The sequence below is a fragment of the Roseibium alexandrii DFL-11 genome, from assembly GCF_000158095.2.
Classification (GTDB): Bacteria; Pseudomonadota; Alphaproteobacteria; order Rhizobiales; family Stappiaceae; genus Roseibium; species Roseibium alexandrii.
Genome location: NZ_CM011002.1, coordinates 2,146,741 through 2,168,867, shown reverse-complemented (window position 1 = coordinate 2,168,867; position 22,127 = coordinate 2,146,741). Strand labels below are relative to the sequence as shown.

At 55.5% G+C, this 22,127-nt stretch carries 27 protein-coding genes; 22 read left to right on the top strand and 5 right to left on the bottom strand.

Translation table 11 applies throughout. From position 1 onward, the window contains the following. Positions 1 to 19 precede the first annotated feature (19 nt). The 13 genes from SADFL11_RS10035 (at position 20) to SADFL11_RS09975 (ending at position 10,412) form a co-directional block, all read left to right on the top strand. The gene (locus SADFL11_RS10035) at positions 20 to 1,252 is read left to right on the top strand and encodes a phage tail sheath protein (protein WP_040451732.1); all 1,233 of its coding nucleotides are present in this window, start codon (positions 20 to 22) and stop codon (positions 1,250 to 1,252) included. A 47-nt stretch (positions 1,253 to 1,299) separates the two neighbouring features. Continuing rightward, a complete protein-coding gene (locus SADFL11_RS10030) occupies positions 1,300 to 1,818 on the top strand; it encodes a phage major tail tube protein (RefSeq protein WP_040451733.1) in 519 nt (172 codons plus the stop codon). A gap of 74 nt (positions 1,819 to 1,892) precedes the next feature. Beyond that, on the top strand, positions 1,893 to 2,201 hold the full coding sequence (locus SADFL11_RS10025) for a phage tail assembly protein (protein WP_008190295.1): 309 nt from the start codon (positions 1,893 to 1,895) through the stop codon (positions 2,199 to 2,201). Positions 2,202 to 2,382: 181 nt separating this feature from the next. Continuing rightward, positions 2,383 to 4,758 carry a phage tail tape measure protein gene (locus tag SADFL11_RS10020; RefSeq protein ID WP_008189157.1) on the top strand — a complete coding sequence of 792 codons (2,376 nt, stop codon included), beginning with the start codon at positions 2,383 to 2,385 and terminating at the stop codon, positions 4,756 to 4,758. After that, positions 4,758 to 5,198: a phage tail protein gene (locus SADFL11_RS10015; RefSeq protein ID WP_008193060.1), complete on the top strand. Its 441-nt coding sequence runs from the start codon at positions 4,758 to 4,760 to the stop codon at positions 5,196 to 5,198. Before SADFL11_RS10020 ends, SADFL11_RS10015 begins: the two co-directional genes overlap by 1 nt. A gap of 5 nt (positions 5,199 to 5,203) precedes the next feature. Then, the gene (locus SADFL11_RS10010) at positions 5,204 to 5,428 is read left to right on the top strand and encodes a tail protein X (RefSeq protein WP_008188581.1); all 225 of its coding nucleotides are present in this window, start codon (positions 5,204 to 5,206) and stop codon (positions 5,426 to 5,428) included. Positions 5,429 to 5,439: 11 nt separating this feature from the next. Then, entirely contained in the window at positions 5,440 to 6,594 is a 1,155-nt protein-coding gene (locus tag SADFL11_RS10005) for a phage late control D family protein (protein WP_228198258.1), read from the top strand. An 83-nt stretch (positions 6,595 to 6,677) separates the two neighbouring features. Then, positions 6,678 to 7,385: an NlpC/P60 family protein gene (locus tag SADFL11_RS10000; protein WP_134852974.1), complete on the top strand. Its 708-nt coding sequence runs from the start codon at positions 6,678 to 6,680 to the stop codon at positions 7,383 to 7,385. 12 nt (positions 7,386 to 7,397) lie between these two features. After that, a complete protein-coding gene (locus SADFL11_RS09995; protein WP_040451734.1) occupies positions 7,398 to 7,646 on the top strand; it encodes a hypothetical protein in 249 nt (82 codons plus the stop codon). Further along, on the top strand, positions 7,643 to 8,008 hold the full coding sequence (locus SADFL11_RS09990) for a hypothetical protein (protein WP_008194315.1): 366 nt from the start codon (positions 7,643 to 7,645) through the stop codon (positions 8,006 to 8,008). Before SADFL11_RS09995 ends, SADFL11_RS09990 begins: the two co-directional genes overlap by 4 nt. Continuing rightward, positions 7,947 to 8,243, top strand: coding sequence for a hypothetical protein (locus SADFL11_RS09985; protein ID WP_228198257.1), 297 nt, complete (start codon positions 7,947 to 7,949; stop codon positions 8,241 to 8,243). Before SADFL11_RS09990 ends, SADFL11_RS09985 begins: the two co-directional genes overlap by 62 nt. Before the next feature lies 1 nt (position 8,244). Next, the gene (locus SADFL11_RS09980) at positions 8,245 to 8,547 is read left to right on the top strand and encodes a hypothetical protein (protein ID WP_008194081.1); all 303 of its coding nucleotides are present in this window, start codon (positions 8,245 to 8,247) and stop codon (positions 8,545 to 8,547) included. Between the two features lie 230 nt (positions 8,548 to 8,777). Further along, entirely contained in the window at positions 8,778 to 10,412 is a 1,635-nt protein-coding gene (locus tag SADFL11_RS09975) for an arylsulfatase (RefSeq protein ID WP_008191040.1), read from the top strand. Positions 10,413 to 10,699: 287 nt separating this feature from the next. On the opposite strand, the gene SADFL11_RS09970 is transcribed toward SADFL11_RS09975, so the two are convergent. Then, positions 10,700 to 11,803, bottom strand: coding sequence for a matrixin family metalloprotease (locus SADFL11_RS09970; protein WP_134852973.1), 1,104 nt, complete (start codon positions 11,801 to 11,803; stop codon positions 10,700 to 10,702). 372 nt (positions 11,804 to 12,175) lie between these two features. Here SADFL11_RS09970 and SADFL11_RS09965 point away from each other — a divergent pair, with 372 nt between their 5' ends. Continuing rightward, positions 12,176 to 12,883: a hypothetical protein gene (locus SADFL11_RS09965; protein WP_040451735.1), complete on the top strand. Its 708-nt coding sequence runs from the start codon at positions 12,176 to 12,178 to the stop codon at positions 12,881 to 12,883. Between the two features lie 36 nt (positions 12,884 to 12,919). On the opposite strand, the gene SADFL11_RS09960 is transcribed toward SADFL11_RS09965, so the two are convergent. Further along, positions 12,920 to 13,255: a hypothetical protein gene (locus tag SADFL11_RS09960; protein WP_134852972.1), complete on the bottom strand. Its 336-nt coding sequence runs from the start codon at positions 13,253 to 13,255 to the stop codon at positions 12,920 to 12,922. Between the two features lie 436 nt (positions 13,256 to 13,691). Between SADFL11_RS09960 and SADFL11_RS09955 the strand changes: the two genes are divergently transcribed. From SADFL11_RS09955 to SADFL11_RS09940, 4 genes are all read left to right on the top strand, one after another. Then, complete coding sequence (locus SADFL11_RS09955) at positions 13,692 to 14,285, top strand: VOC family protein (protein ID WP_040451739.1); 594 nt, start codon at positions 13,692 to 13,694, stop codon at positions 14,283 to 14,285. A gap of 31 nt (positions 14,286 to 14,316) precedes the next feature. Then, positions 14,317 to 14,502: a hypothetical protein gene (locus SADFL11_RS09950; protein ID WP_008190125.1), complete on the top strand. Its 186-nt coding sequence runs from the start codon at positions 14,317 to 14,319 to the stop codon at positions 14,500 to 14,502. A 27-nt stretch (positions 14,503 to 14,529) separates the two neighbouring features. Then, positions 14,530 to 15,918 (top strand): radical SAM protein, encoded by a 1,389-nt coding sequence (locus SADFL11_RS09945; protein WP_081450574.1) that lies wholly within the window; start codon positions 14,530 to 14,532, stop codon positions 15,916 to 15,918. Positions 15,919 to 15,988: 70 nt separating this feature from the next. Next, positions 15,989 to 17,383 (top strand): phytanoyl-CoA dioxygenase family protein, encoded by a 1,395-nt coding sequence (locus tag SADFL11_RS09940; RefSeq protein WP_008194044.1) that lies wholly within the window; start codon positions 15,989 to 15,991, stop codon positions 17,381 to 17,383. Here SADFL11_RS09940 and SADFL11_RS09935 read toward each other — a convergent pair. The 3 genes from SADFL11_RS09935 to radC form a co-directional block, all read right to left on the bottom strand. Beyond that, positions 17,380 to 18,672, bottom strand: a complete 1,293-nt coding sequence (locus SADFL11_RS09935) for a hypothetical protein (RefSeq protein WP_008191884.1) — start codon at positions 18,670 to 18,672, stop codon at positions 17,380 to 17,382. The two genes, SADFL11_RS09940 and SADFL11_RS09935, sit on opposite strands and share 4 nt — an antisense overlap. A 266-nt stretch (positions 18,673 to 18,938) precedes the next feature. Further along, positions 18,939 to 19,205: an RNA polymerase sigma factor gene (locus SADFL11_RS09930; protein ID WP_008193924.1), complete on the bottom strand. Its 267-nt coding sequence runs from the start codon at positions 19,203 to 19,205 to the stop codon at positions 18,939 to 18,941. After that, a complete protein-coding gene (radC, locus tag SADFL11_RS09925) occupies positions 19,202 to 19,924 on the bottom strand; it encodes a RadC family protein (protein ID WP_407690687.1) in 723 nt (240 codons plus the stop codon). The genes SADFL11_RS09930 and radC overlap by 4 nt, the downstream gene beginning before the upstream one ends. Before the next feature lie 223 nt (positions 19,925 to 20,147). Between radC and SADFL11_RS09920 the strand changes: the two genes are divergently transcribed. From SADFL11_RS09920 to SADFL11_RS09905, 4 genes are all read left to right on the top strand, one after another. Then, a complete protein-coding gene (locus tag SADFL11_RS09920; RefSeq protein WP_008194194.1) occupies positions 20,148 to 20,438 on the top strand; it encodes a hypothetical protein in 291 nt (96 codons plus the stop codon). Positions 20,439 to 20,550: 112 nt separating this feature from the next. Further along, complete coding sequence (locus SADFL11_RS09915) at positions 20,551 to 20,826, top strand: hypothetical protein (protein WP_008192251.1); 276 nt, start codon at positions 20,551 to 20,553, stop codon at positions 20,824 to 20,826. Between the two features lie 12 nt (positions 20,827 to 20,838). Further along, positions 20,839 to 21,435: a hypothetical protein gene (locus tag SADFL11_RS09910; protein WP_008189701.1), complete on the top strand. Its 597-nt coding sequence runs from the start codon at positions 20,839 to 20,841 to the stop codon at positions 21,433 to 21,435. 101 nt (positions 21,436 to 21,536) lie between these two features. Next, entirely contained in the window at positions 21,537 to 22,028 is a 492-nt protein-coding gene (locus SADFL11_RS09905) for a hypothetical protein (RefSeq protein WP_050776083.1), read from the top strand. Positions 22,029 to 22,127 lie beyond the last annotated feature (99 nt).

The window sequence follows — 22,127 nt, the reverse complement described above, 5'->3', positions numbered from 1 at the left end:
GTGAACTGGAGACAATCTCATGAGTGCACCGACATTCGGTATGCAGTTTTCGCGTCCGCAAGACGAGCCGGTACCGGCGCTTGGTGCGGACTTTTCAAAATGCGTGATCATTGAGACATCTGAAGACGCTTCGCCGACGGAGTTTCCGATTGATGATCCCAAGCGTTTTTCCAGCAGCGATACTGATGCGGTCGAAGCCCTTGGAACGGGGCTTCTCAGGGCGGAAGTCCAGGGGATCAACGACCAGCTGAACAGCGTCAATGCTGGTGCTGATATCACGGTGTTTCGTGTTGCTGAGGGGGCGAACGTTGCTGCGACTGCAGCGGCTATTGCCGAGGTTGTCAATTCGATCACAGACATACCGTCCGCAGTCAATTGCACACCGCGTATTGTCCGGGCCGGACGGACTGCGTGGCGCGTTGATCTTGATACGACCAACCCGGTTGTTGCGGCCCTTGAAGCCAATCTCGGCAAGATCCTGGCCTTTGCGCCGGTGGATGTCGATGACACATCCAGCGCCCTTGCGATCGATGCCCGTGAAACCATGGGGTCGGAGCGTGTCATGCCGATCGGTGTCGCTGCCCGTGTTTGGGAAGGCGAGAACATCGTCACCCGGCCGATGGGATCCCGGGTCGCCGGCATCATGATGCGCGTTGACAACGAGAATGAAGGGCTGCCGTTCAACCCGTTTGCCAACCAGCCGATTTTCGGTCTGGCCGGTTTGTCCCGGAAGATCCCGTTCTCGATGTTGGACGGCTCTGTTGAAGGTCAGCAAATGCTGGCCGCCAACGTGGCGATTGTCGCCGAAGGCGAGGCCGGAGTGGACGGGGCGGTCGCAGATGGCGGTTATCGTTTCATCGGTACCGACAATGCGATGACCGGCGAGCTTTGGGAACAAGCGCACCAGGTCCGCGGCACAGACTACATCGTGACCCAATTCATGCAGATCACGCGTGAGAAGCTGGGCAAGCGGATCACCGCTGACGGTGTTGAGGCGTGGATCAATTCGTTGGCCTTCGCGCTGCGCGATCACAAGGCTGCAGACAATATTCTCGGCTACACGCCCCGCGATCAGATGTTCAAGGCCAATCAGAACTCACCTGAGAAAATCCGTCTGGGTTCGTTGAAGGTCGATATCGGCATTGAACCGGCTCCGGTCTTCAAACTCGCCAGCCATGAGATCCGCCGTTACCGCCCGGCTGTTGAGGGGCTTGTCAACGACATCATCGCCCGCCTCAGCCAGGCCGCCTGATCAGCACTCGATGAGAATTCGTCCTCTCCAGTAACAAAGGAAAGACAATGAATCCCGCACTAACTTTGACAATGATGGATGTGCGCCTTGCCGAGCGTGCCGGATCGAGCCGTCCGTTGAAAGTGTCCAAAATCACCCTGCCGCCTGTCAAATTCATGACGGTCAATCGAAACCCGGGCGGTGGTGCCATGTCCATTGACACGAGCATGCCAAGGATTGAGCCGCTCGCCCCGGGCTTTGACACCTATGGGCCTGACGATGAATTTTTCAGCGTATTGGGTCTAACGGACCGGTGGACCTTCGGCTGTTCGTACAAGAAGCACAACACCCATGAGGTGATCCCTGCAAGGGTCATTATCGAAGGTGTCTTGAACGAATGGGCAATGGGGGATCTGGACACGGGTGAGGCCCAGATCGCCGCGCACGTCTTCACCGAGGTCACCCATTATGAATTCTCTCTCGATGGTGTTGAGCGGTTTTATGCCGATGAAGAAGAGATCGAGATCCGCAAGGACGGCATCTCCTTGACAGCGCCGCACAAGCGCGCGGCCGGGCTGCCAACCTAACCGGGCCAACCCACCAAACCAATCCCGCAATCGGTAGGCCTCGACCTGCCTTTTTTCATTGAAAGACCATCTGAATGTCTTCGAACCAGAACCAAAACACCGCCGCTGTGACCACCTCTGTAGATGAGGGCGCCCAGTTTTCCCATACTCTCATTGTGCCAATTCAAAAGGATGGGGGCGGTACGATCAGCACCCTGACGTTTGATGAGCCGACGATCGACGACATGATCCTCGCCGAGGAGACCTCAACCGGTACCAACGCCCATGTTGTCGCAACGCTTTCTCGCAGCTGCGGGATCACTCAAGGCGATTTTCGCAAGATCAAGGCGCGGGATTACAACGTGATTTTGCGTAAAGCCGGACCCTGGCTGGGAAACGGCTAACCAGCTGGAGCCAGCTGGCCGAGATCAAGTTTGAAAAGGCAGGATGGCGGGAACTCGCCGTCCTGATCGCGCATTTCACCTCAACGCCGCGCGCTGACGTTGCCCGCTACACGATGAGTGAAGCGCTGCGCGAGCAAGAGGCGATCCATCGTGTCATGACCTGGATGAAGGGCAACGCCGAATGAGCGTTCAAAAGAGCAGCCTGATTGCGACCTTGCATGATCGCATTTCAGGCCCGGCCAAGAATGCAAGGGGTGAGCTTGGGCGGTTGAACCGTGCGGGCCGCGGGTTTGGCGCGACGCAGGCACGGATCAGTGCGCCGGTCCTGGGGGCCACACGCAACCTCGTTGCGATGGGTGCGGCTTACATTGGCGTGCGGGAGGGATATGACCAGTCGATCGGCGGAGCGCTGCGGCTGGAAACCGTCATGGCGGATGTTGCCAAGAAGACAACGTTGACCGCGCATGAACTTGCCGGGGTGGAAAAGCAGATCATTAGGCTTTCCAATATGAAGGGCGGTATGGCCGCGACAGAGATCGGCAAGCTCTATGCGCAGGCCGGTCAGTTTGGCATTGCAAACAATGAGCTGGAGCGGTTTGTTGTTCTTGGAAACAAGGCCGGCATCGCATTCGACATGGCGGCAACAGAGACCGCCAACAGCCTGTCAAAACTCAAAAACGCCTTTGCCCTGGATATGCCTGGTCTTGAGGGTCTGGCAGATTCCATCAACTATACGGCGGACAGTGCCGGCACGTCCGAAAAGAGCCTGATTGATTTCCTGCTGCGCACGGCAGCATCTGCCAAGACCTTTGGCATCACCGGTCAGGAAATGGCTGCCTTTGGTGCTACGCTGAATGAGATCGGCATAGAATCGTCCAAGGCCGGTACCGGCATGAACGCCATGATGGCAAAGCTGGCAGGCTTGAGCAAAAGCAAGAAGGCCGTTGCAGCGCTGGATCGCTTTGCAGGCAAGGGGTACTCCAAGGAACTGCAGGCGAAGTTTTTCGAGACGCCTGTCGTTGCGATGAAGGAGTTCTTCCAGGTCGTCAAAAAAATGGATGCGCAGAGCCGGTCCGGCTTGCTGATTGACTTCTTTGGTCTTGAATACCAGGACGATGCCGCAGCCATTGCCAACAATATCGACAAGATTGTTGGCCGGTTGGAAAAGCTGGGTGATGCCAGCAAATATGTCGGCTCGGTTGACAGGACATTCGAGATCTTCGCCAACACCAGCGAAGAAAAACTCAAGCGCCTCGGCCGCGTGTTCTCAAACCTCGGTGCGCAATTCGGCGCAAATGTTCTCCCTCCGATCACGGATTTCGCTGAGAAGCTCTCCGATACCTTTGCCACGCTCGACAGCCGGGTGACGGTGTTCGATACGATCGGAGCCAAGGCGCAGGGTTTTGTCACCGGTTTGGGCTTCACAGGCGATACCAACGTTGCGGATGCCTTTAACAGCATGTGGGATTCGGTGTTCGGCCGCGCCGATGAGCTGACATCCGATGTTGAGCGGATGGGTGCCAGCTTTGAAAAGTTCCGCCAGATGGGCGCAGACCTTCGAAGTTTTGGGGCTGATGTCGGCTGGGCCGTTGGCGAAATCGAAGTGTTCTTTGGGCTGGACCCGGGCAGTGCCGGGACCCTGGTCACCAGCCTGGCTGGATGGGGCGCGACATTGGGTGCGGCTGCTGTCGGCTTTGCGCTGATTGCCGGGTCGGTGAGGGCGGTTGGAAAAGCGGTTCTGTTCCTCTCCGGGATCAAGCCTGCATGGGGATTGCTGCGCTTCTTGGGACGGCTCGTCAAACTCGGGGGCAGTGCTGCGAGTGTTGCAGCCCTTGCAAGCGCGACAGGTGCTCTTGGGAAATCGGCAAAGGATCTGCCCCAGAAGGCAGCTGGTGCGCCTGGCGGCAAGCATAAGCCTGTAGGGAAGCCGGGGGCGACTGCGCCGGGCAAAGGCGCCTCTGGCCCGCGCCTCATGGGCTGGGGTGGTGTTCTGTCGTTGTGGAACGCTTATCAGCTGATCGATTCCATCCCTCAGAACGAGCAAGACCTTTTGGCGTTTGTCAAACAAGGTCAAGGGCGGGGCGATGCCTTCAACGGTTGGCTTGAAAGCACTGTCGGATCTCCGAAGTCCTGGCTGAAATCGCTGACAGGTCCGGACCTTGGTCCGGTTCAAGGGCCGCCGACGCGCCCTGACGCCGCTCAGCAACTCATCGACAAGAAAGAGACGGACGCGCGCTTCCACCCGATGAAACCCTTCAACGTCCTCGGAGATCTTGAGAAACGATTGAATGCCAATGGGGATCAGAGTGGCAACAGCGGTGTCAAATTGCTCGGAACGCCGCCGGTCAAATTGTCCGGTGAGCCGGTCGTGACGACAAAGCCGTCCGGGGTTCAGGAGGTGCGCGTTACCAATCCGAACCCGCCGCAAATCAACATGGATATCTCGGTTGTCGTGCATGAAGCCTCGAACGCTGATGCGATTGTTCAGCAACTCGGCAGCCAGATGAAGCAAGAGATGCAAGGCCTTCAGGCCGACTTCGAAACAGCGGGGCCCTGATGCTCTACCTGATCGGAACATTGGCTATGGACACCCGTCCGTTCAATGCGGACGAGGTGACCCGCAACAGCACAGCAGATCTTGCCGAGAAGCCCGTAATCGGCGGGCTCGCGCCTTCGGAGTTCACAGGTGAGGGCAAAGACGAAATATCCCTGTCAGGGCTGCTGATACCTTCGAAAATCGGCGGCTTGACCGAACTGGAGACAGCCCACCAGATGCGCATGTCCGGAGCACGTGTTCCGGTCATGCGTGGGGACGGGTTCCGGCTGGGTACCTTTTCAATCACCAAGATGAGCGAAACGCACCAGGATCTGTTGCGCAATGGTGTCGGCTTTTCTGTCAAATACACCATCACCTTGAAGAAGGTTCAGCCGGATAACGATGAGGCATCGTCCGTGATTTCCGGGCTTCTGAACCTGTTCGATGCATTCAGGAACTGATTGTCATGCCGCAAACGGTCAAAGTAAGAGGCGACAATCTGCCCGCCGATCTTTTGTTGTGGCGCATCCACGGTGTGCGCGGGCAAGAGCTGCTGGAAGAGATGCTGGAACTCAATCCGGGGCTTGCGGCCAAAGGCGTTCTCTTGGTTCCGGGCGACAGCGTGATTGTGCCGGATCTCCCTCTTGAAGAACCTTTTGCGACCCGTGAAGTCGTCACGTTGTTCGGGTAGGAGCTGACCAGGTGGCTCATTGGAAAACGCACTGGAAGGTGCTCGTTAATGGTCAGGATATGACCATATCGATGCGCCCGTTCCTGATTGACATCACTGTTACAGACAAGGAGGGCAGCGCATCTGACACATGCGCGCTCACCCTTGATGATACGGGCGGGCAATTGGCCCTGCCGTCGGAAGGTGCATCTCTGCTCGTTTTTCTGAACGGTGTTCTGGTGTTCAGCGGTGTTGTCGATACCGTTCGCTCAAGCGGATCGCGGGGTGGTGGCCGGTTGTTGCGGGTGTCTGCGAAGGGGTTTGACAGCCGCGGCAAGATCAAGCAGCCAATGCAGATCCATCAGGATGATGGCACGATTGGCGATTTCCTGAAAAAGCTCGGCAGCAAGGTCGGGCTTGATGTCAAGGTGGACCCGGCTTTTGCATCGATCGCCCGCACCTATCTGGCTGCCGATGGTGAAAGTTTCCTGCACGTCGGGCAACGGCTCGCCCGGGAGCTTGGTGCAACCTTCAAAATCCGCAACACGAAGGCCGTTTTCGCCAAGCGCGGCGCGGAGGCCGGATTGCCCACTGTGACCGGCCAGGCGGGCGCAAAACAGCCGGGCAATGTCATCAATTGGGACATTGCACCTTTTGCCGGAAGACGCAGTTTTACCAAGGCAAAGGTTCAGTATTTTGATCGGGAAGCCGCAGAATTCAAAACCGAAGAGGTGGATATTGAGCTTGATCGTGGCCTGCCCGAGGCCGTCAATTTTGTTCGCTCGAAAGCGGCAACGAAATCCCAGGCCAAGAACATCGCAGAAGCCCGCAAGCGGGAAGCGGAACGCGAAGGCGGAGAGGGCAACGTGCTGCTGGATTTGACGCCGGAAGCGCAGGCTGAGGCGATGTTTGCGCTCAAAGGGGCGCGCCCCGGTGTCGATGGCACTTACCGGATCGTAACGGTCACGCACAAGGCGGATCGCAACGGTGGGTCGACAACAGCTCTTGAGCTTAAGCAGCCTGGCGGCGGTGCCGGTAAAGACAGCCGGAAATCGAAAAACGCACCCGGCACACCGACCGGCGCACAGGATACCTCGGGAGCTGCCGGCGCTGATGGGGCAGCTGGCGGTGGCAGCGGGCTGAACCTGGACAACGTTGGCTCCAATCCGGGCGACGGGCCGGAGTAGGTCGTTGCAATAATTGAGTGTTCATAACCCGCCTTTTTGGCGGGTTTTTTCATGGTTTTTCAAAAAGCCGACAGGAGGCTGAAATGACTTTTGAAACCTGGCTGCAGATGCGGTTGAACGTTCATGGCGCGCAGATCACCGAAGATGGTGTCATCGGAAACGAGACCACGGCCGCACTGAAGGCTTTTCAGATCGCGCGGCACATCAAGCCGACCGGCATTGCCGATGCTGCGACGGTGAAAGCCTTGCGCATCAGTTCAGATCAAAGGCGCCGGGTGCCGACGCGGGATGTTCCGACGCAGACCATGCCGCCCTGGCTTTTGGAGATGAACCGGCGCATGGGCTTGCATGAAGGCCGGGACAATCGGGCCTTGTCGGCCTGGTTGCGGTTTGGCAGCTTTCTTGGTGATCCGGCAAAACTGCCCTGGTGCGGCGATGCTGTTGAAACCGCGATCGTGAAAACCCTTCCAGATGAGCCGGTGCCGTCTAACCCGTTCTGGGCGCAGGCTTGGAAGACCTTCGGGATTGATGCCGGTGGGCCGCTCGTCGCATCGATCGGGGTTATCCGCTGGTCTCCAAGAGCGGGGCATGTGGGGATTGTCGTTGGCTATGACGCCAAGCGCCGCCGGGTGCACCTGATGGGCGGCAATCAGCAAAACGCTGTGACGATCAGCTCGTTTCCGGAAGACAAGTTCATCGCCTACCGATGGCCGAAAACCTTCCCGTTCCGCCAGTATCCGGCGCTCCGCGCAGGCAGTGTCGCACCTGCCGACTTCGCTGCGACCCGCTAGGAGATCGTGAAAATGACCAAGACTTTCAAGCGGGAAGTGGCCGTCACCCTATTCGGCTTTCTCATGCTGCTTTGCATCTTCGATCTGCTGACGGGTGGCGAGACGACCGCCTATCAGTGGGCGGAGCTGTTGGCCTTGCCAATCTTCGGGTTTGGCGTTGCCGCCTTCGGCCTCGATGCGGCGGCAAAACAGCTGCCGATCGGCGGGCAGGGGATGCGTGACACCGATCCAAACATTCCACCGAAGGGATATGCCGAATGATCTGGATGGCTGTTTCAACCTTCATCACTCAAACCATCGGCTGGCGCCGGGCGGCGATCGCGCTCGCGGTTCTGGCTCTGGCGATTGGCCTTTATGGGTTTCATGTCCTCGACAAGCGATGGGCGGTGAAAGCCGCCAGGGAGGGGCTTGTGTCCCGGGTGGAGCTGTCGGCCGCTAAGGCGGAGCTGAAAGTGCTCAAGGACCGCGCTGCGGCCCTTGAAGCCGCAAACTTTCAATTTCAAAGGCAGCTGCAGGAAGCCGAGGCCTTGCAGACACTACAGGCACAGGAGTTGGAAGACTATGAATCGACCGTGGATGCTGTTGTGGATCGCGCTCTTCTTGAGCGGCTGCGCAACCGTTGAGGACCGTGCGAACTCGGCCGGCGACCGGCTGGGCAAAGCGGCGGCGGAGGCGCGGCCGGATCCGGCCTTGCCGGGCGACTGCCGGCGCAAAGAGCGTTCGGGCGTTCGCGAAGGCGAGCCGCTGGATGTGGCCCTGATCAAGACCGACCAGGCGCTCGGCCGCGCCAATGCGCGCGTCCGCCGATGTACCGCCTGGCATGACAACTACCGGGCAGATTTGAAAACGGGGAATTGATATGAGCGACACACAAGATCGCCGGCCAAGGTTCCGGGCAGATATTTCGCTCGGCAATATCCTGACGATTGTCGGCATGGTCGTTGCCGGAACGGGTGCATGGATTGAGGTCCGGACGACGCAGGCCGAGATAAAGGCATTGCAGGTCCAGTTTGAGCGCCGGATTGTTGACCTGGAACGATCGGAGCTGGAGCGTCGAGCCGACCGGCTCAACCAGGTAACACTGGTCACCGAGATACGGGCGGACATCAAGTATCTGCGTGAAGCCTTTTCAAGGATCGAGAAAGATCGCGGGGATCGCTAAAAGTCAGGGCCGTAGAGTTGGAGCGGACATTGGTTCACGATGCAGCAAACGTCGGCTCCGAGCTCCATCCAAGACCTTCGGTGCGGTGCGCTGAGCTCGAAACTCGGGCGGAATTCGGTCGTTCGCTGCAGAGAGAACGAACGATTAGTTCTGATATACATCAATGCCAACGGTGCCTACTCCACGCGATCCTCACATCACTCCAGAAGACTGCGGCAGGAAAGGAGATTATGGTGTCAATCCGATTTCAAACAATCAATATTCTGCTCTGCGCCTTGGTCTGCCTAGCGGACTCTGCGATCGCTGACGACAGGCCAAACATCCTGTTGGTCATGGCTGATGATCTGGGATGGACGGACATCGGCCCCTACGGTGGAGAGATCGAGACACCAAATCTAGAGGCTCTGGCGGCGGAAGGTATACTTTTCACGGACTTCCATGCCTCGGTCTCCTGCTCTCCGACCCGCGCGATGCTCATGTCTGGCAATGACAACCATATCGCGGGGTTGGGAACAATGGGCGAAATCCTAGCCCCCAACCAGGTTGGGCAACCTGGCTACGAAGGACATCTGAATAACCGCGTGGCTTCCATAGCCGAAGTTCTCGGCGCCGCCGGTTACCACACCTACATGGCTGGCAAATGGCATCTAGGCCATTCAGAGGGGACACTTCCGTTCGACCGCGGGTTTGATAGTACATTCACGCTGCTTGTCGGTGGCGCCAGCCACTGGGGCGATCGGTTGGGCATCTTGCCGATGGACGATCCCGCGCTCTATGCTGAGAACGGCAAATTAATCGAGACACTTCCCGAAGATTTCTATTCCAGCCAAACTTATGTCGACCTGTTGATCGAAGCAATTAGGAGCAATCACGGAGACGGCGTTCCCTTCTTCGGCTACCTCGCCTTTACCGCCCCTCATGATCCACTGCAGGTGCCGGAGCCATGGCTCTCGAAATACTCTGGTCGCTACGACCGCGGATACGAGGCTCTAAGAGAGGAACGCTGGTCGAGCGCGAAAGCGCTCGGTCTTGTACCAGAGAACGCGCCGCCGCCAAACTTCCTGTCAATGATCGAACCATGGAACAAACTCAGCGAGGAAGATCGCACGACGGAGGCGCGGGGGATGGAAATCTACGCCGGTATGGTCGATGCGATGGATTATCACTTCGGCCGGGTTGTGGATTTCCTTGGAGATATCGGGGAACTTGAAAACACCATAATCGTATTTCTCTCCGACAACGGCTCGAACCCCTTCTACTCAGCGGATTACCCTGATGCTGACGATCCCGAATTTGTATCGAAATTCGACCATAGTTTCCAAAACCTCGGTCATCCCGGATCGAATTACGCCTACGGCCCCGGCTTCGCCAGCGCATCGAGTGGCCCTATTGATCGGTTCAAGCTAACGGTCGGAGAAGGTGGCATTCGAGTTCCGCTGATCTTATCTGGACCCGGTATTCCAGAAGGTGCGAAGGCCCATGCCTTCGCTTATGTCTGGGACATCCTGCCGACGCTATTGGATCTCACAGGCGTAGAATATCCAGACAGCATAGACGGCCGTCCCATCCTACCCCTGCGTGGACGTACGATGAAGCCATTGCTTAACGGATCTTCTAAGGTTCTCTATCAGCCTGACGAGTTTGTCGGTGGGGAAATGAATGGCGATAAGTGGATGCGGCAGGGCGGTTACAAGGCAATGCTGGTTACCCCGCCCTACGGTGACGGGGTATGGCGGCTCTACAACGTGGTTGAGGACCCTGGAGAAACACGCGACCTTGCAGTGGAGATGCCCGATCTGCTCGAAAAGCTTAGGGTGGCATGGGATGACTATGCCGAAGAGGTCGGAGTAGTCGCAGCCGAGTAGTCAAAAAGGCAAGACTTTTCAATATTGACGCTTAGCTGCTCCCGGTCATTCGCCGCAACCAGAATGAATGCCCGCTTTGGGCCGTTGTTCCCACTCGGCGAAAGGTCCGAAAGGTCCGCATATCGGCCATTGACGCAAAGTCCGGCGAATGTCCGCTGTTATTGTTTGTAAACTGAATACAACAATAACGGAGCCGTCCAGCCGACTGTTTCACCAATAGACAACGGTCCATCGCGCAGGGTTATTAGTTCGCGCGATGTGGTTGTCGCAGTCCAGGCACCCACAAACTAAGCCATATCGACGTAATAGGCGACACCCTCGTAGTTTAAGTGACCAAGCGTGTTAATGACGTAGTCTCGCTCAGCTTCTGAGGCCGTGTAAAAGTGGGTTCCATTTTGCGTATTGTAAAACCTGAAGAGAGCAGTCTCGCCTGCATCCGCTGTTTCATACGCGTGATAGGCCACACCTTCAAAGAGATAGGAGGGGAGGTTCTCTAAGACGCTGTCGCGCTCCGCTTCCGCCGCGGTATAAAAGTGCGTTCCAGTGGATTGGTTCAGGAAGCGATAGACAGCAATGCCGCTTTCGGCAGTGGCGTTGGTGTCGAACATATTTCCTTCAAATATGTAATCTTCCAAATAAGCTAGGACCTGATCGCGCTCGTCGGCGTTTGCTGTGTAAAAATGGGTTTCCGTTTTTGTGTTGTAAAAGCGCATGACGTTCTGAGCGCTATCCTGGTTGCCGTTGTTTGTGCCCCAAAACTGCTGAAGAGCCATTATGTCATAGAATTTCAGCCGATCCGGTTCGATATCAGTGGATGGATCCGGATTGTAGGACATTACTGTCCATCGCTCGTTGTCTTCATCCGCAGGCAGAAATGGTCCTGCCGGATTGTTTCCGCCGCGATCGTAGTCGCCAGGGTGCTTCAAACCCAAGGTATGACCAATTTCATGAAGCACCAAATCGAACTCGCTCTGCGAAGACAGATCCCGGTTTGCGTTGAATACAGCGGCACCATCCCAGTCATCGCCTGAATAGCTTCCGCGTCCGCGGCCGCCACCGGTCACAGACAGGTCCGTGTAGAGATCATCTGCCTTGTAAAAGCTGAGGACAGCGTCTTGGCTGCTGTTATCCTCTACAAAGTTGATATTGATGTGCTTGTTGTATTCCTGAAGGGCAGACCGGATCGCCGATTTCTCTGCTTCCGTAAAGCCGGTAGTGTTTCCAACGTTTGTCCATGGGAAATCAGCAGCCTTGCTGGTTTCAAATCGGTAAGTGAACGTAACTTGTTCACCGTTGTAGGAAGACCAATGACTTAGGCCGTAATCATCAGCCCGCAAAAGCGCGTCGATTCTTGCTGCCGTTTCTTCTTCGGTGAATTGCAATCGTGCCATGCCGAAAATGCCTCTGTTAAAAAACGAAACAATCAACGCACGCGATATGCGCTTTGCTATTGCAATTTTAAATATGCTTTGGTTTGTTTCAAGCGCAAGCGCAAGCGCAAGCGCAAGCGCAAGCGCATTTTCACTGTATTCCGTGATTATAAAACCAAGCCATCCGGTTTTCAGCGGAGAGCCGTTAAGATGCAATTCTTTGTCTTGATCTGCTAATTCAAGAAATGGGGCCGGTCATGGCTGACGATAGATCGGGAAAGCAAAAAATTGAAAACGGTGATTGGGCTGATTGCTTCATCTGTGAAGCCGTCTTCCGCCGCCAACGAGGAACTATGAGGTATTGCAGTAGGTGTCACAACGGCTACTGCGAGGGTGAACACGGCACCTTCGCAGTTGGTCGCCAAGCTCAATGCATCATTTGCAGCACTGGCGGCGATCCTGGCGTTCTGGAAAAGTATAAATAACGGAGCCGGTGACGTGGATGTTTTTTTGCTGTTGGTTGGGCTTGTGTTTGGCGGAACAGTCTCGTGGGCCATATCTCACCACTTTGCATCGCAAAGTAATGAAGAGCGAAACAACGAAGTTACATTTTTGGTTCGTGTGCCATGCAAGATAGAAACTGCATGGGAATTTATTTCCAATCCAGGAAATTTTCACAATTTTCTACACAATCGTTCAGAAAGGTTCCAGCACGAGATAATTCGCCCAGGTGTGCCCTTTAAAACGTATACCAATCAAAGTGTTGCGTACGATCAGTTCGTTGTAGATTGGGATCCTCCTCACCGTTTTGCCTGGGGACACTTACCGGACCGATGGTCCTACAAGCTAGATCTGAATGAGCGTGGAGCTGAGACTGACATTACGCTAACCAGGGCTTTTCGAAAACTATCTTGGTACGAGGTCATCTGGTTCAAGATTATCCCGAGCGCTGGAATTAATGCCGACAGTCCGCCTAATCTGACAGAAGGCACAATTGCTCGGCTTAAAAAGTCATTACACGAAATATGCGTTTCAGAGACGGGCTTTGCTCCACACGGAAAGGAAGATGAAGCTAAGCCTTATTCGGCGCCTCAAGATTAGCGAGCGAATCTATTTTTGACCTCAAAGCACTGAGGCCTAGTAGAAGCGACATATCGCCAGATGAAGAAATTTATTTTCTATTTTTATGTCTTGTTTTTCTTTTTTCTTGTCTGATGATGCCGCTTTTTCTTGTTTCAGACGCAGGGGTCGGGTTGGCGATATCAATTCCACTTTTCTTCGCCTTGTTTTTAACTCTCTTTTACATTGGAAACGAACCGATGGAGGATTTGAGGTACCGGCTTTACCAATGGCAAGAAAAGAAAAGACTGAAGCAATTTGATGCACGCAAAACCAAGAAAGATCAGAAAACGTCACAGAAACCTTCAAAAAATCTTGAAGGCAAATAAGAGCCGCAATCGTACGGCTCTGCATCGACCCCACACCCCTTCGTACAACGCTTTTCCGTCACCTTAACAATCAATGGTGCAACTGCTGCCCGTACAATCACATGTGGCGGATGTGGAGGAACTGTCGCAAGTCTTGCTCGCGGTGTCTTTCGCGCACGAACACGTACATGTCTTTGTGCCGAGGGTTCCATCACTGAACTTCAGGTATTGGATGGTGGTGGCTCCCATACCGTCTTTGTGTTCGTTGATTTCAACGATTAGTTCGGTTCCCCCCGTTAGGGAAAAGGTTTGGACGTCCATGAATACCTCCGCGAGAAATTTACAATCAGCAATTATAAGGCGCAACATAGCGTGTTTTATCGTACAATAGGTTTTATAAATTTGTAAATATAAGATTGACACTGCGGCATTTTACAATCAATATTTGTATATTGGTATTTATTTCTTCTTAGGGGGTAAATATGTCACACGATTTCGTGCGTTTTGTTGAGCTTCAGCATCTGCAAGTGTTTGTCTATGATCTGGATTATGCGAGCGATTTCTATCGTGAGGTCTTTGGGTTCATAGAAATGCAGACCCATCGTGGCCTGCATGATGAAAGCTTCGCCGCCTGGTTTGGTATGCAAGGACGAGCCAAGGAATTCGGCCTAGATTTCCGATTTATGTTCTATCCGGACGTGCTGTCTCTGAAGTTGGTATCGGTCGCTGACGACGAGACACCGAAACGACATCGCGCTTTCCGTGCGGAGGAGTACCGTCTATCCCGCCGAACCGAGGCGCTCGGCCCAGTATCGATGGTCGTCGAGGACATTGACGAGACCTTCAAACTGCTCAAGCGGGTTGAGGAAGAACGCAAATATCCGATCACACTGTTCGGTGACCCGAAATCCTGCGACACCATCGAGGACTCTCAGATTGAGGCCTCTGCTAACAGCGCGCTCTCCGGCCAGGACGAAATCCTCGAGGACATTCGCAAGGCGTTTCCGACACGCGCGAATTTCGGAATGCTCGATCCGTTTGGCGTGAACTGGATCATGTGCAAGGACGTCATCTGATTTCGCCCAACGAACAAAGGGGGACACCGTCATGGGTTGGACACATCGTGCAGCACCGGTCATGCTTCGCCGCTATCCCGGTTATCAAAACATCCCTGTCCTGATGGAACGCTGGCCGGCGCTGCGTGAGGCCGTCGAACAATTGCGCGGTGAACAAGGCACACCGCCAGGTGGCGGCACGCCACCGAGCGACGACACACCGCCCCGCGCTGAGTAGCAGCTTTATCCGAAAGGAACGTCCCACGTGTTCAGGGAACTGAGTACGGACACAGTCTACGCCTATCCAAACGCCGCACTTTTGGGAAATACCGCCTGCTTGAGAGCACTGAGCGACAGCAGGGCGGACACCGGATGGGGCGGGAGCACAGCGGTGTATGTGCACGTCCCATTCTGTGCCTCACTTTGCCAGTTTTGCGGTTTTGCCAAGTCCACAGACTTGCGGCGGGAAGTCCTCAATCGCTTCGTTGATCAGATCTGCGCCGAGATTGACCTAACGGCTGCGCAGCTCCACTTTACTGGCAGACGCATATCTGCGCTCTACTTCGGCGGCGGCACGGCCAGCGTTCTCACACCGGCGATGATAGAGCGAATCCTGACGAAGCTCACCGACACCTTCCGCTTTGAAGCAGACGCGGAAATGACCTTTGAGGGCGAGTGCCGCTCCCTGTCCCGAAGGGGCTATCTGGAGGAAGTCCGCAATTTCGGTTTCCGTCGCGTTTCCTTCGGTGTCCAGACGATGGACGAAACCTTCCGCGAAATCCTCAATTTGAAGCCCAGTGTGGCCGATTTGGGGCTTTTGAGGGGTCGGGCCGAAGCCCTTTTCGATGAAGTTTGCATCGATTTCATTTATGGTTGGCCGGGCCTTGGCCGCGGCCATCTTGCGGCGGATATTAGAGCGCTCCTAGATGTAATCGCGCCCACAAGTATCGAACTCTTTCGCTTCGAGAAGCTTGAGGCGTCGCCGAAATTTCTGCAATGCCTCTACGAGACAGGATTGCGTGATCTTGATACCGCGACGCTGCTGGCGCAGTATGCCGATGCACAGAAATGCTTTGTTGAAGCTGGTCTACCGCAAGTGAGCTACAGCAAATTCTCCCGCGATGGCCATAGCCTTAACTATGATGAATCCTACAGCGCCCATTTCTATGGCTTCGACAACGCCAACGTGCTCGGTTTTGGCCGCGGTGCTCAGTCCTTCGTCGACGGCAGGATGTGGTCATTCGGCCTGCAGGAACATGAGCACGCCCAGCTGCTGCAGCAAGGTGTGCTGCCGATCGGTATTTTCGCCACCTACCGGCGAGACGAACGCGAGGCGGTTTCTTGGCCGCGCCGTGGCCACATCGGCGCTGACGTCGTCGCGCGTTACCGGGATCCGGAATACCCGGCTCGCCTACAGGCGCTACTGCGCGCTGGCTATATCATGCGCAACGAGGACGCTTATCAGCTGACCGAGCGCGGGTGGCTGTGGGTGCCCAACCTACTTCACTATCTTATGCCACGGACACAGCGCCGTCATTTCCGCCGGGATGAGTTGCAAGGCCTTATCGAAGGCCGCCACGAGGCTTCCTCTGATCCAGCGGCGTTGATGCCACTGGTGCGGATGCGCGGCCAATATAAGGCCGTCTATGTCTGAGCAGCCGGCCTTTTGGCCCGGCCAGACCGCCGTCAATTAGCTGCAATCATCGCCGATCAGGGAGAAGCGAATGACACTGGACCTGCAAGCTCTCGTTCCCGAGGCCGACACGGCGGACATGGTCACCGGTGTCGACCATGCCGACCGCACCGCGGCCAGGGCTCTGGCGTTGCTTGATCAGGGCGACTTCGCCGCCGCGAGCAATGCCTGCGACCCAGCTATTAGGGCATTGCCGCTGTGGCACATGCCCTACTTCATCAAGGCACTCGCATTGCATGGACTTGGCGATTGCCTCACCGCGGTCGACCTATTCCTGCAAAGCGCCCGGTGCAACCCCTATTTCGGCGCCGCCTACGACAACGCCGCGCAGATCTGCCTCGATCGCGGCTTACGCGCGCAGGCGCTGGAAATCGCCTTGGCGATGGAGCGTCACGCCCCCGGGCAGGCCGACAACCGTTTCCGCATCGGTAGCCTCTACTTGCTCGACGGAGACTACAAAACTGCCCAAGGCTGGATGGACGCCGGACTTAACAGTCCGGTGCCGCAGAGGCTCAGCCGCATGCTCGACTATGGCGTTGTCAGCCGGTCACGGCTAGAACTCGACCGCAACCAGATTGCGCATCTGTGCAATGCTGGCCAGCTGCACGAAGACTATCAAACCGTCGAGCTTTCCTTTGCGCAGGCGTTGCGCGACTATCCCGAGGAACGCACTGGCACCATTGCGGCCGACGACTGGGACCTGCCCGACAATATCCTGTCGCGGCTCGCACCTTACTATCGTCGCATGCTACATCTGGCGCCCTGTCCGCGGCTGGCAGGTCCAGCGGTGAATCCGGCGCTCGAAATCAACAGTATAGTCGACGCGTATTTTGAGAAGCCGGAGCCTTTCAATTATGTGGTGGTCGACGACCTACTCACCGCGGACGCGGTGGCGATTTTGATCCGTTATTTCAATCTGTCGACGATCTGGCACAACGACAGCCAAAAGGGCCGCAACTATATCGGTGCCTATCGCGACATGGGCTTGATGACGCCGTTGGTGGATCAGATAATCGGAGAACTGCAGGATACGTTCGACGCTATCGTCGGGGCGCTGCGGCTGCGCGAAATCTGGGCCTATCGGCTGGTAGGAGGCGCCACGGCGATTGGCGCCCACGCCGATTTCTCGGAAACCAACATTAATGTCTGGTTGACACCTGACGCGGCCAATCTCCGCCCGGGCACCGGGGGACTGACGTTGTACGAGGCGCAAAGTCCGGGAGACTGGGGTTTCAAAGATTACAATGACGACCCCGACAAGATCGCCAAGCGGATTGCCAACGCCCGAAAGATCGATATTCCGTACCGTCTCAATCGGGCAACTATATTCAATTCAGCGATGTTCCACGCCTCGCAGCCGACGTATTTTGCAAATGGCTTCACGAACAACCGGATTAATCTCACCTTTCTTTACGGCGAGCGCTAGAGGTGGCAGCTTTTCAGGTCTATGAGGAAATTGCGCAGCGCTGCGGCATCGACAAAATCCCCGGACGTGGCGCACTTTTCCGCTAGGTCTGGGATCTCATGAATGCCGCCGTCATTCAATAGCGCGATAGCAGCGAGATGGGCTGCGGTGTTAGGCGCCTGCAGGAGGTGGCCGTTGGCCGCGACTGTGAGATGCTCACCCGTTGCGCGATAGAGAATGGGGAAACGTGGATTGACACTGATTTCCTCAGCATCCTCTGGCACGCGCGACCGCGGTGGAATGCGCCGGAAGCCGCCAGCCGAAACCCGTTGCAGCCAGCGCTCGGCCATCGCGTGTTCAACCATCTCGCCTATGCCGGGTGCTGACAGTAAACGCGCCGCTTCGGCCTCCTGCCCCGGCAAGCCAGTTGCCATTTGCTGCGCCTGTTCCCTGGAGAAAGTGTAGGTGTCGCCCCACTGGAAACGGTCATCGAAATATGAGCCCACCAGCTCGTCGAACACCGAACCAAACATCGGCGCTGGCTTCTGACTGAAGAACAGACCAATATTGAGAACCAGGGAAAACGCGTCGGATACGTTCGGTACGGAGATGTGCCAAGCCGTCGACGGCCAATAGAGGACGTCCCCGGGCCCGCCGACGAGCTCAGTAGCGTCATCCATAAATGCGCCATAGTCGCTGTCGACGATCGTGCGCACCGCGCCTTCTCCTGCGATTGCTACGTCCTTGTCATCGAAATAGTCGGCAGGCCAGACATACATGCGTTTAGTGCCTTGCAGCACGCACATGAAGGTGCTTGCCGCGTCGGTATGAATTCCGCCCGGGGTGCGGGCATAGCGGCCGGTGAAGATATCGAGATCGATTTCGTCCATCGGCAGGCCGGTTAGCGGCAGCAGGCCATGAAGGAAATCCCGTGCCCGAAACCACAGCATCGGACTATAGCTTTGAAGATTGAAGTGGGTGAAGCAGAGCTCGTCAACATCCGGTTCGGCGATGATGCGGTCGACATAGTCTTCAACGGTGGTATCGCCATCGGCAATGAAAAAGCGCTGATACTCCAGCTCTGGCCGCCGACCATTGATCCAGATGCCGAAATTTGTCGACTCGCCGGCGCGCCATGCGCTGGCCGCTGCTTTTAATGCAGGTACGATGTCGCACGCTGCATTGGCCGGATCGGAAAAAGCGCCGTGGAAAACGCCGGGGCGCTTCTCCCAGTTATCGCGGTGAAAAGCTCGCCAGAAGTCATTTACATCTGCCTGCTCGACAACCTGGTGTCCCTGCGCACTGCCCATTACGTTTCTCCCCACCAAACGTGCCCTTATTTTAGCACACTGCAAACGATGATGCAGACGCGAACTACCGCGTTTCGGCAAATACTCAAGAAACGATGCAAGCCTCGGAGATGCCCAGCTAGCATCTTCCCCACTGGAGCTTGGGGCACCCTACACGCCGTTGCTTACGTTTGCTCCGTTCAGCAACGACATACGCTGATATGAGCCGAGGAAGAGCGAGGATATGTGCTTTTCTTGATTAATCAACTGGAACAACGATAGTTGTCTCAGATGTCCTCCGGATCGACCTCATCCAGTGCCGCCTGTATCTCCGTCAAACAGGTTCCCACGTTCGTAACCGGGAGGTCTAGTTTGACTGCGATTTCCTCTCGCGTCATGACCTTGGCATACCGCAGCCACAGAACATGGAGCAGGGTTTTCCGATCCGTTTCCGGTTTGCCTGGCCAGTCACCCAGCGGTTTGGTGTCTTCGGCAAAACAAATGTGCTGCCGTGACGTCTGCGGGATGGAGTAGATAATCGGCTGGTTGGTCATAACAAGTTCATTCCTTTGAAAGACACAGCCAAACCGCGGGCAACGATGATATGGTCATTGATCTCGATCCCCAGGGGCTTTGCAATATCAACGAGCTGGGCTGTCATTTCGATATCGGGGCGGGACGGAGTGGGGTCTCCGGATGGATGATTGTGCACCAGGATGAGGGCAGAGGCCTGGAGTATGAGCGCGCGCCGCATCAGCTCCCTCGGATAAACGGGCGTGTGGTCGACGGTCCCTTCCTGCATCACTTCATCGGCAATGACCCCGTGCTTCTTGTTGAGGAACAGGCACCGGAACTGTTCAATCTCCAGATAGCCCATCGTAGCCTGAATGTAGTCGATCACTTCGGACCAGCAGTCCAAAACACGGCGTTCGGTGATCTCGGCGCGGGCACTTCGGACAATGCATTGCCGAATTGCAGAAAGCGTGTCGGCCAGCACAGGCCCAACACCAGAAAACTCCAAAAGCCGGTGCCGCGGTGCATTGAGCAACTCGGGCAGCGATTGGAATTCGCTCAGCAATCGCTGCGCAATGGTCTCCGCATGTTCCCACCTGTAGAGCGGTACAAGAAGGAGAGTTATGATCTCTAAATCGGTCAGAGCGTCGGGGCCGACCTCCCGGCACCTGAACCGCAGCTGCTCCTTGGCATGGTTGAGATCGATGACTGGTTGTAAGGCCAAACTCCTTGAGCCGGGCTCGTTCCCCCCACTGGACACGTGACACACTCCACTCTGATTGCGACCTATGGTGGTGCTTATGCACTTTTTATTCAATTTATCGGTGTATATTGCCTCAAATTTTCAGATTAACAACCCAAAATTGTTTGCGTGGTTGCAAAGCGATGCGTCATGTTAGAGCCAACCTGTTGGGATTATCTGTGTTCACATATCTCCGGTAGGCGGGTCGAATGGAAAAGGTTTCTCCGCGCGGTATCATGCAATGATTGATCAAAAAGACGTCCGCCTGGAAAACTTCATTGTGGCTCTTAAACGTCTTCACTTGGCGCAGGTGCAGCTGGCAAACTTCCAGGACCGATCGAAGGCCGACATTCGACAGGAACGCCACAAGTCCGCGGAATACAGCATCTCCTGGCTGGAAAGGCTTGAACAGGATCTACCCAAGCTCCAGCAGGAATTGGCCGCCGCGTTTGGCGAACTGCACCCGCGGCTCCAGGCAGACCTGGAAAAGATCATCTGCGAGGACACCGGAGTGCCCCACCTCCAGCATTAACGATGCTGATATTCTATTCATGATTGCAATTATAGCCTATTTATTGACAATAGGTTGCAGTCGCGCGCCAATCAGGTTTGCGTATTCGATGAATAATTTTTGTGGGGGGCACATGTCCAACAAACTCGAGCCGGGATACATGGTCTTTGAGGTTTTTGCGCTTGAGGTCTACCGGAAGGATCCCGAGCTGTTTTCCAAGTCGTTGGAGATGGCCCGGAAGAACGTAGTTTTCGCGCTGAAGCATTGTGCGAGAGAAGAGCGCGCCGGGTTGGAGGCCCAGCTGCAGGCCGTCGACAGCCTCCATGGACTCGCGGGTCTGATGAAGCTCCTGGCCAAGGACAAGCCGGAGGATCTTCCGGATCTCGGACTGGATAATATCCGGATTTAGAGGGGCACGCCTTTGACGAAAATTGCGAACCGGACCGACGATATCGCAGATATATGTTCTGCCCTACAGGCGCTTCCGAACCGGCTTGGTCCAGGTGTTGAAAGTTGGTCCACCTGGACCACTGAGGTCCGGCGAACGCTTACCGCACTGGGGCACGCCAAGGGGTATTACGTCGCTGGTGATGTGGGGATCGGCTCAGACTGGGGTGAGTGGGGCTTCGATCTGTGTTGGAGAAACTACGGTGTCGGCTATGCCAAGGGCGCCAAGTTAAAGGGTACGTCCCTTTTGTCGGTCCCGCTCGCCTGTGAGAGTGAATGGGGCGATTGGGGCGCAGTGGAAGATGACTTTGAGAAACTGCTGCAATGCAGTGCAGATATTCGTTTGATGATCTCTGCGCCAAAAGATCAAGCCGAGATGGATAGCTGGAATGAAAATCTGATCAGGGGGATCAAAAAATACAGGCGCGGAGCCTGGTCGGATCTCTATGTACTTGGCAGCTTTCCAAGCAGTCCGTGGGGCTTTTTTTATGTGGTTGTCAATGGATCCGGGGAGGTCTTGGGGGAGGTTGCCCCAGAGAGCCTTGCCCCAGAGAGCCTTGCCGATTGTTAAGGGTGTACCCCGTTTGAACGGAAGTTGGTCCGGATAGCCGGCATCGACTGCCGATCCATAAACTGCTGACGAAACTTTTTAGGTCTCGAAGGGAGCCGTGAATGAGTGCAGACACTTCAAATGAGAAGGCCTCTCCAAGGGCAGAAGCTTTGCAAGAATATTATTTTCTACAAGGTGAAATAGGACGGTTTGATCAGATTTCACACGGGGTTAAACGTTGGAGCATCACTGTTTGTTTCGCGCTCATCGCAGCGGGTTTTTATCGCCAAACAGCTTGGTTGTTTTTAGTTTCTGCTCTCGCGGCCGTTATGTTTTGGATAACTGAGGCTCAATGGAAAAAGTATCAGCAGATACTAATTCTGCGAATTCAAAATATAGAAGAATACCTGAAATCAGGTCCTGTGGAATTGTATACAGGGCCGCGGATCAACGATCATTTTTACTCAACGCTGGAAGATCCTGGTTATGGTTGGAAATATAGTGTGAAGTTGTTGCGACTGGGAAATGTGTATCTGCCGCATGCGTTGATATTTTTGTTTGCCCTGTTGGTTTTGGTACTTTGTGTGTTTGGACATGTTGAGGCGAGTTTTTGAGCGCCCCGGTTCTCCGTGTTAGCCCATTTTGATTTTCAACCCCGTGACTTCAGTGGGAGCGGACATTGGTTCGCAATACAGCAAAAGTCGGCTCAGAGC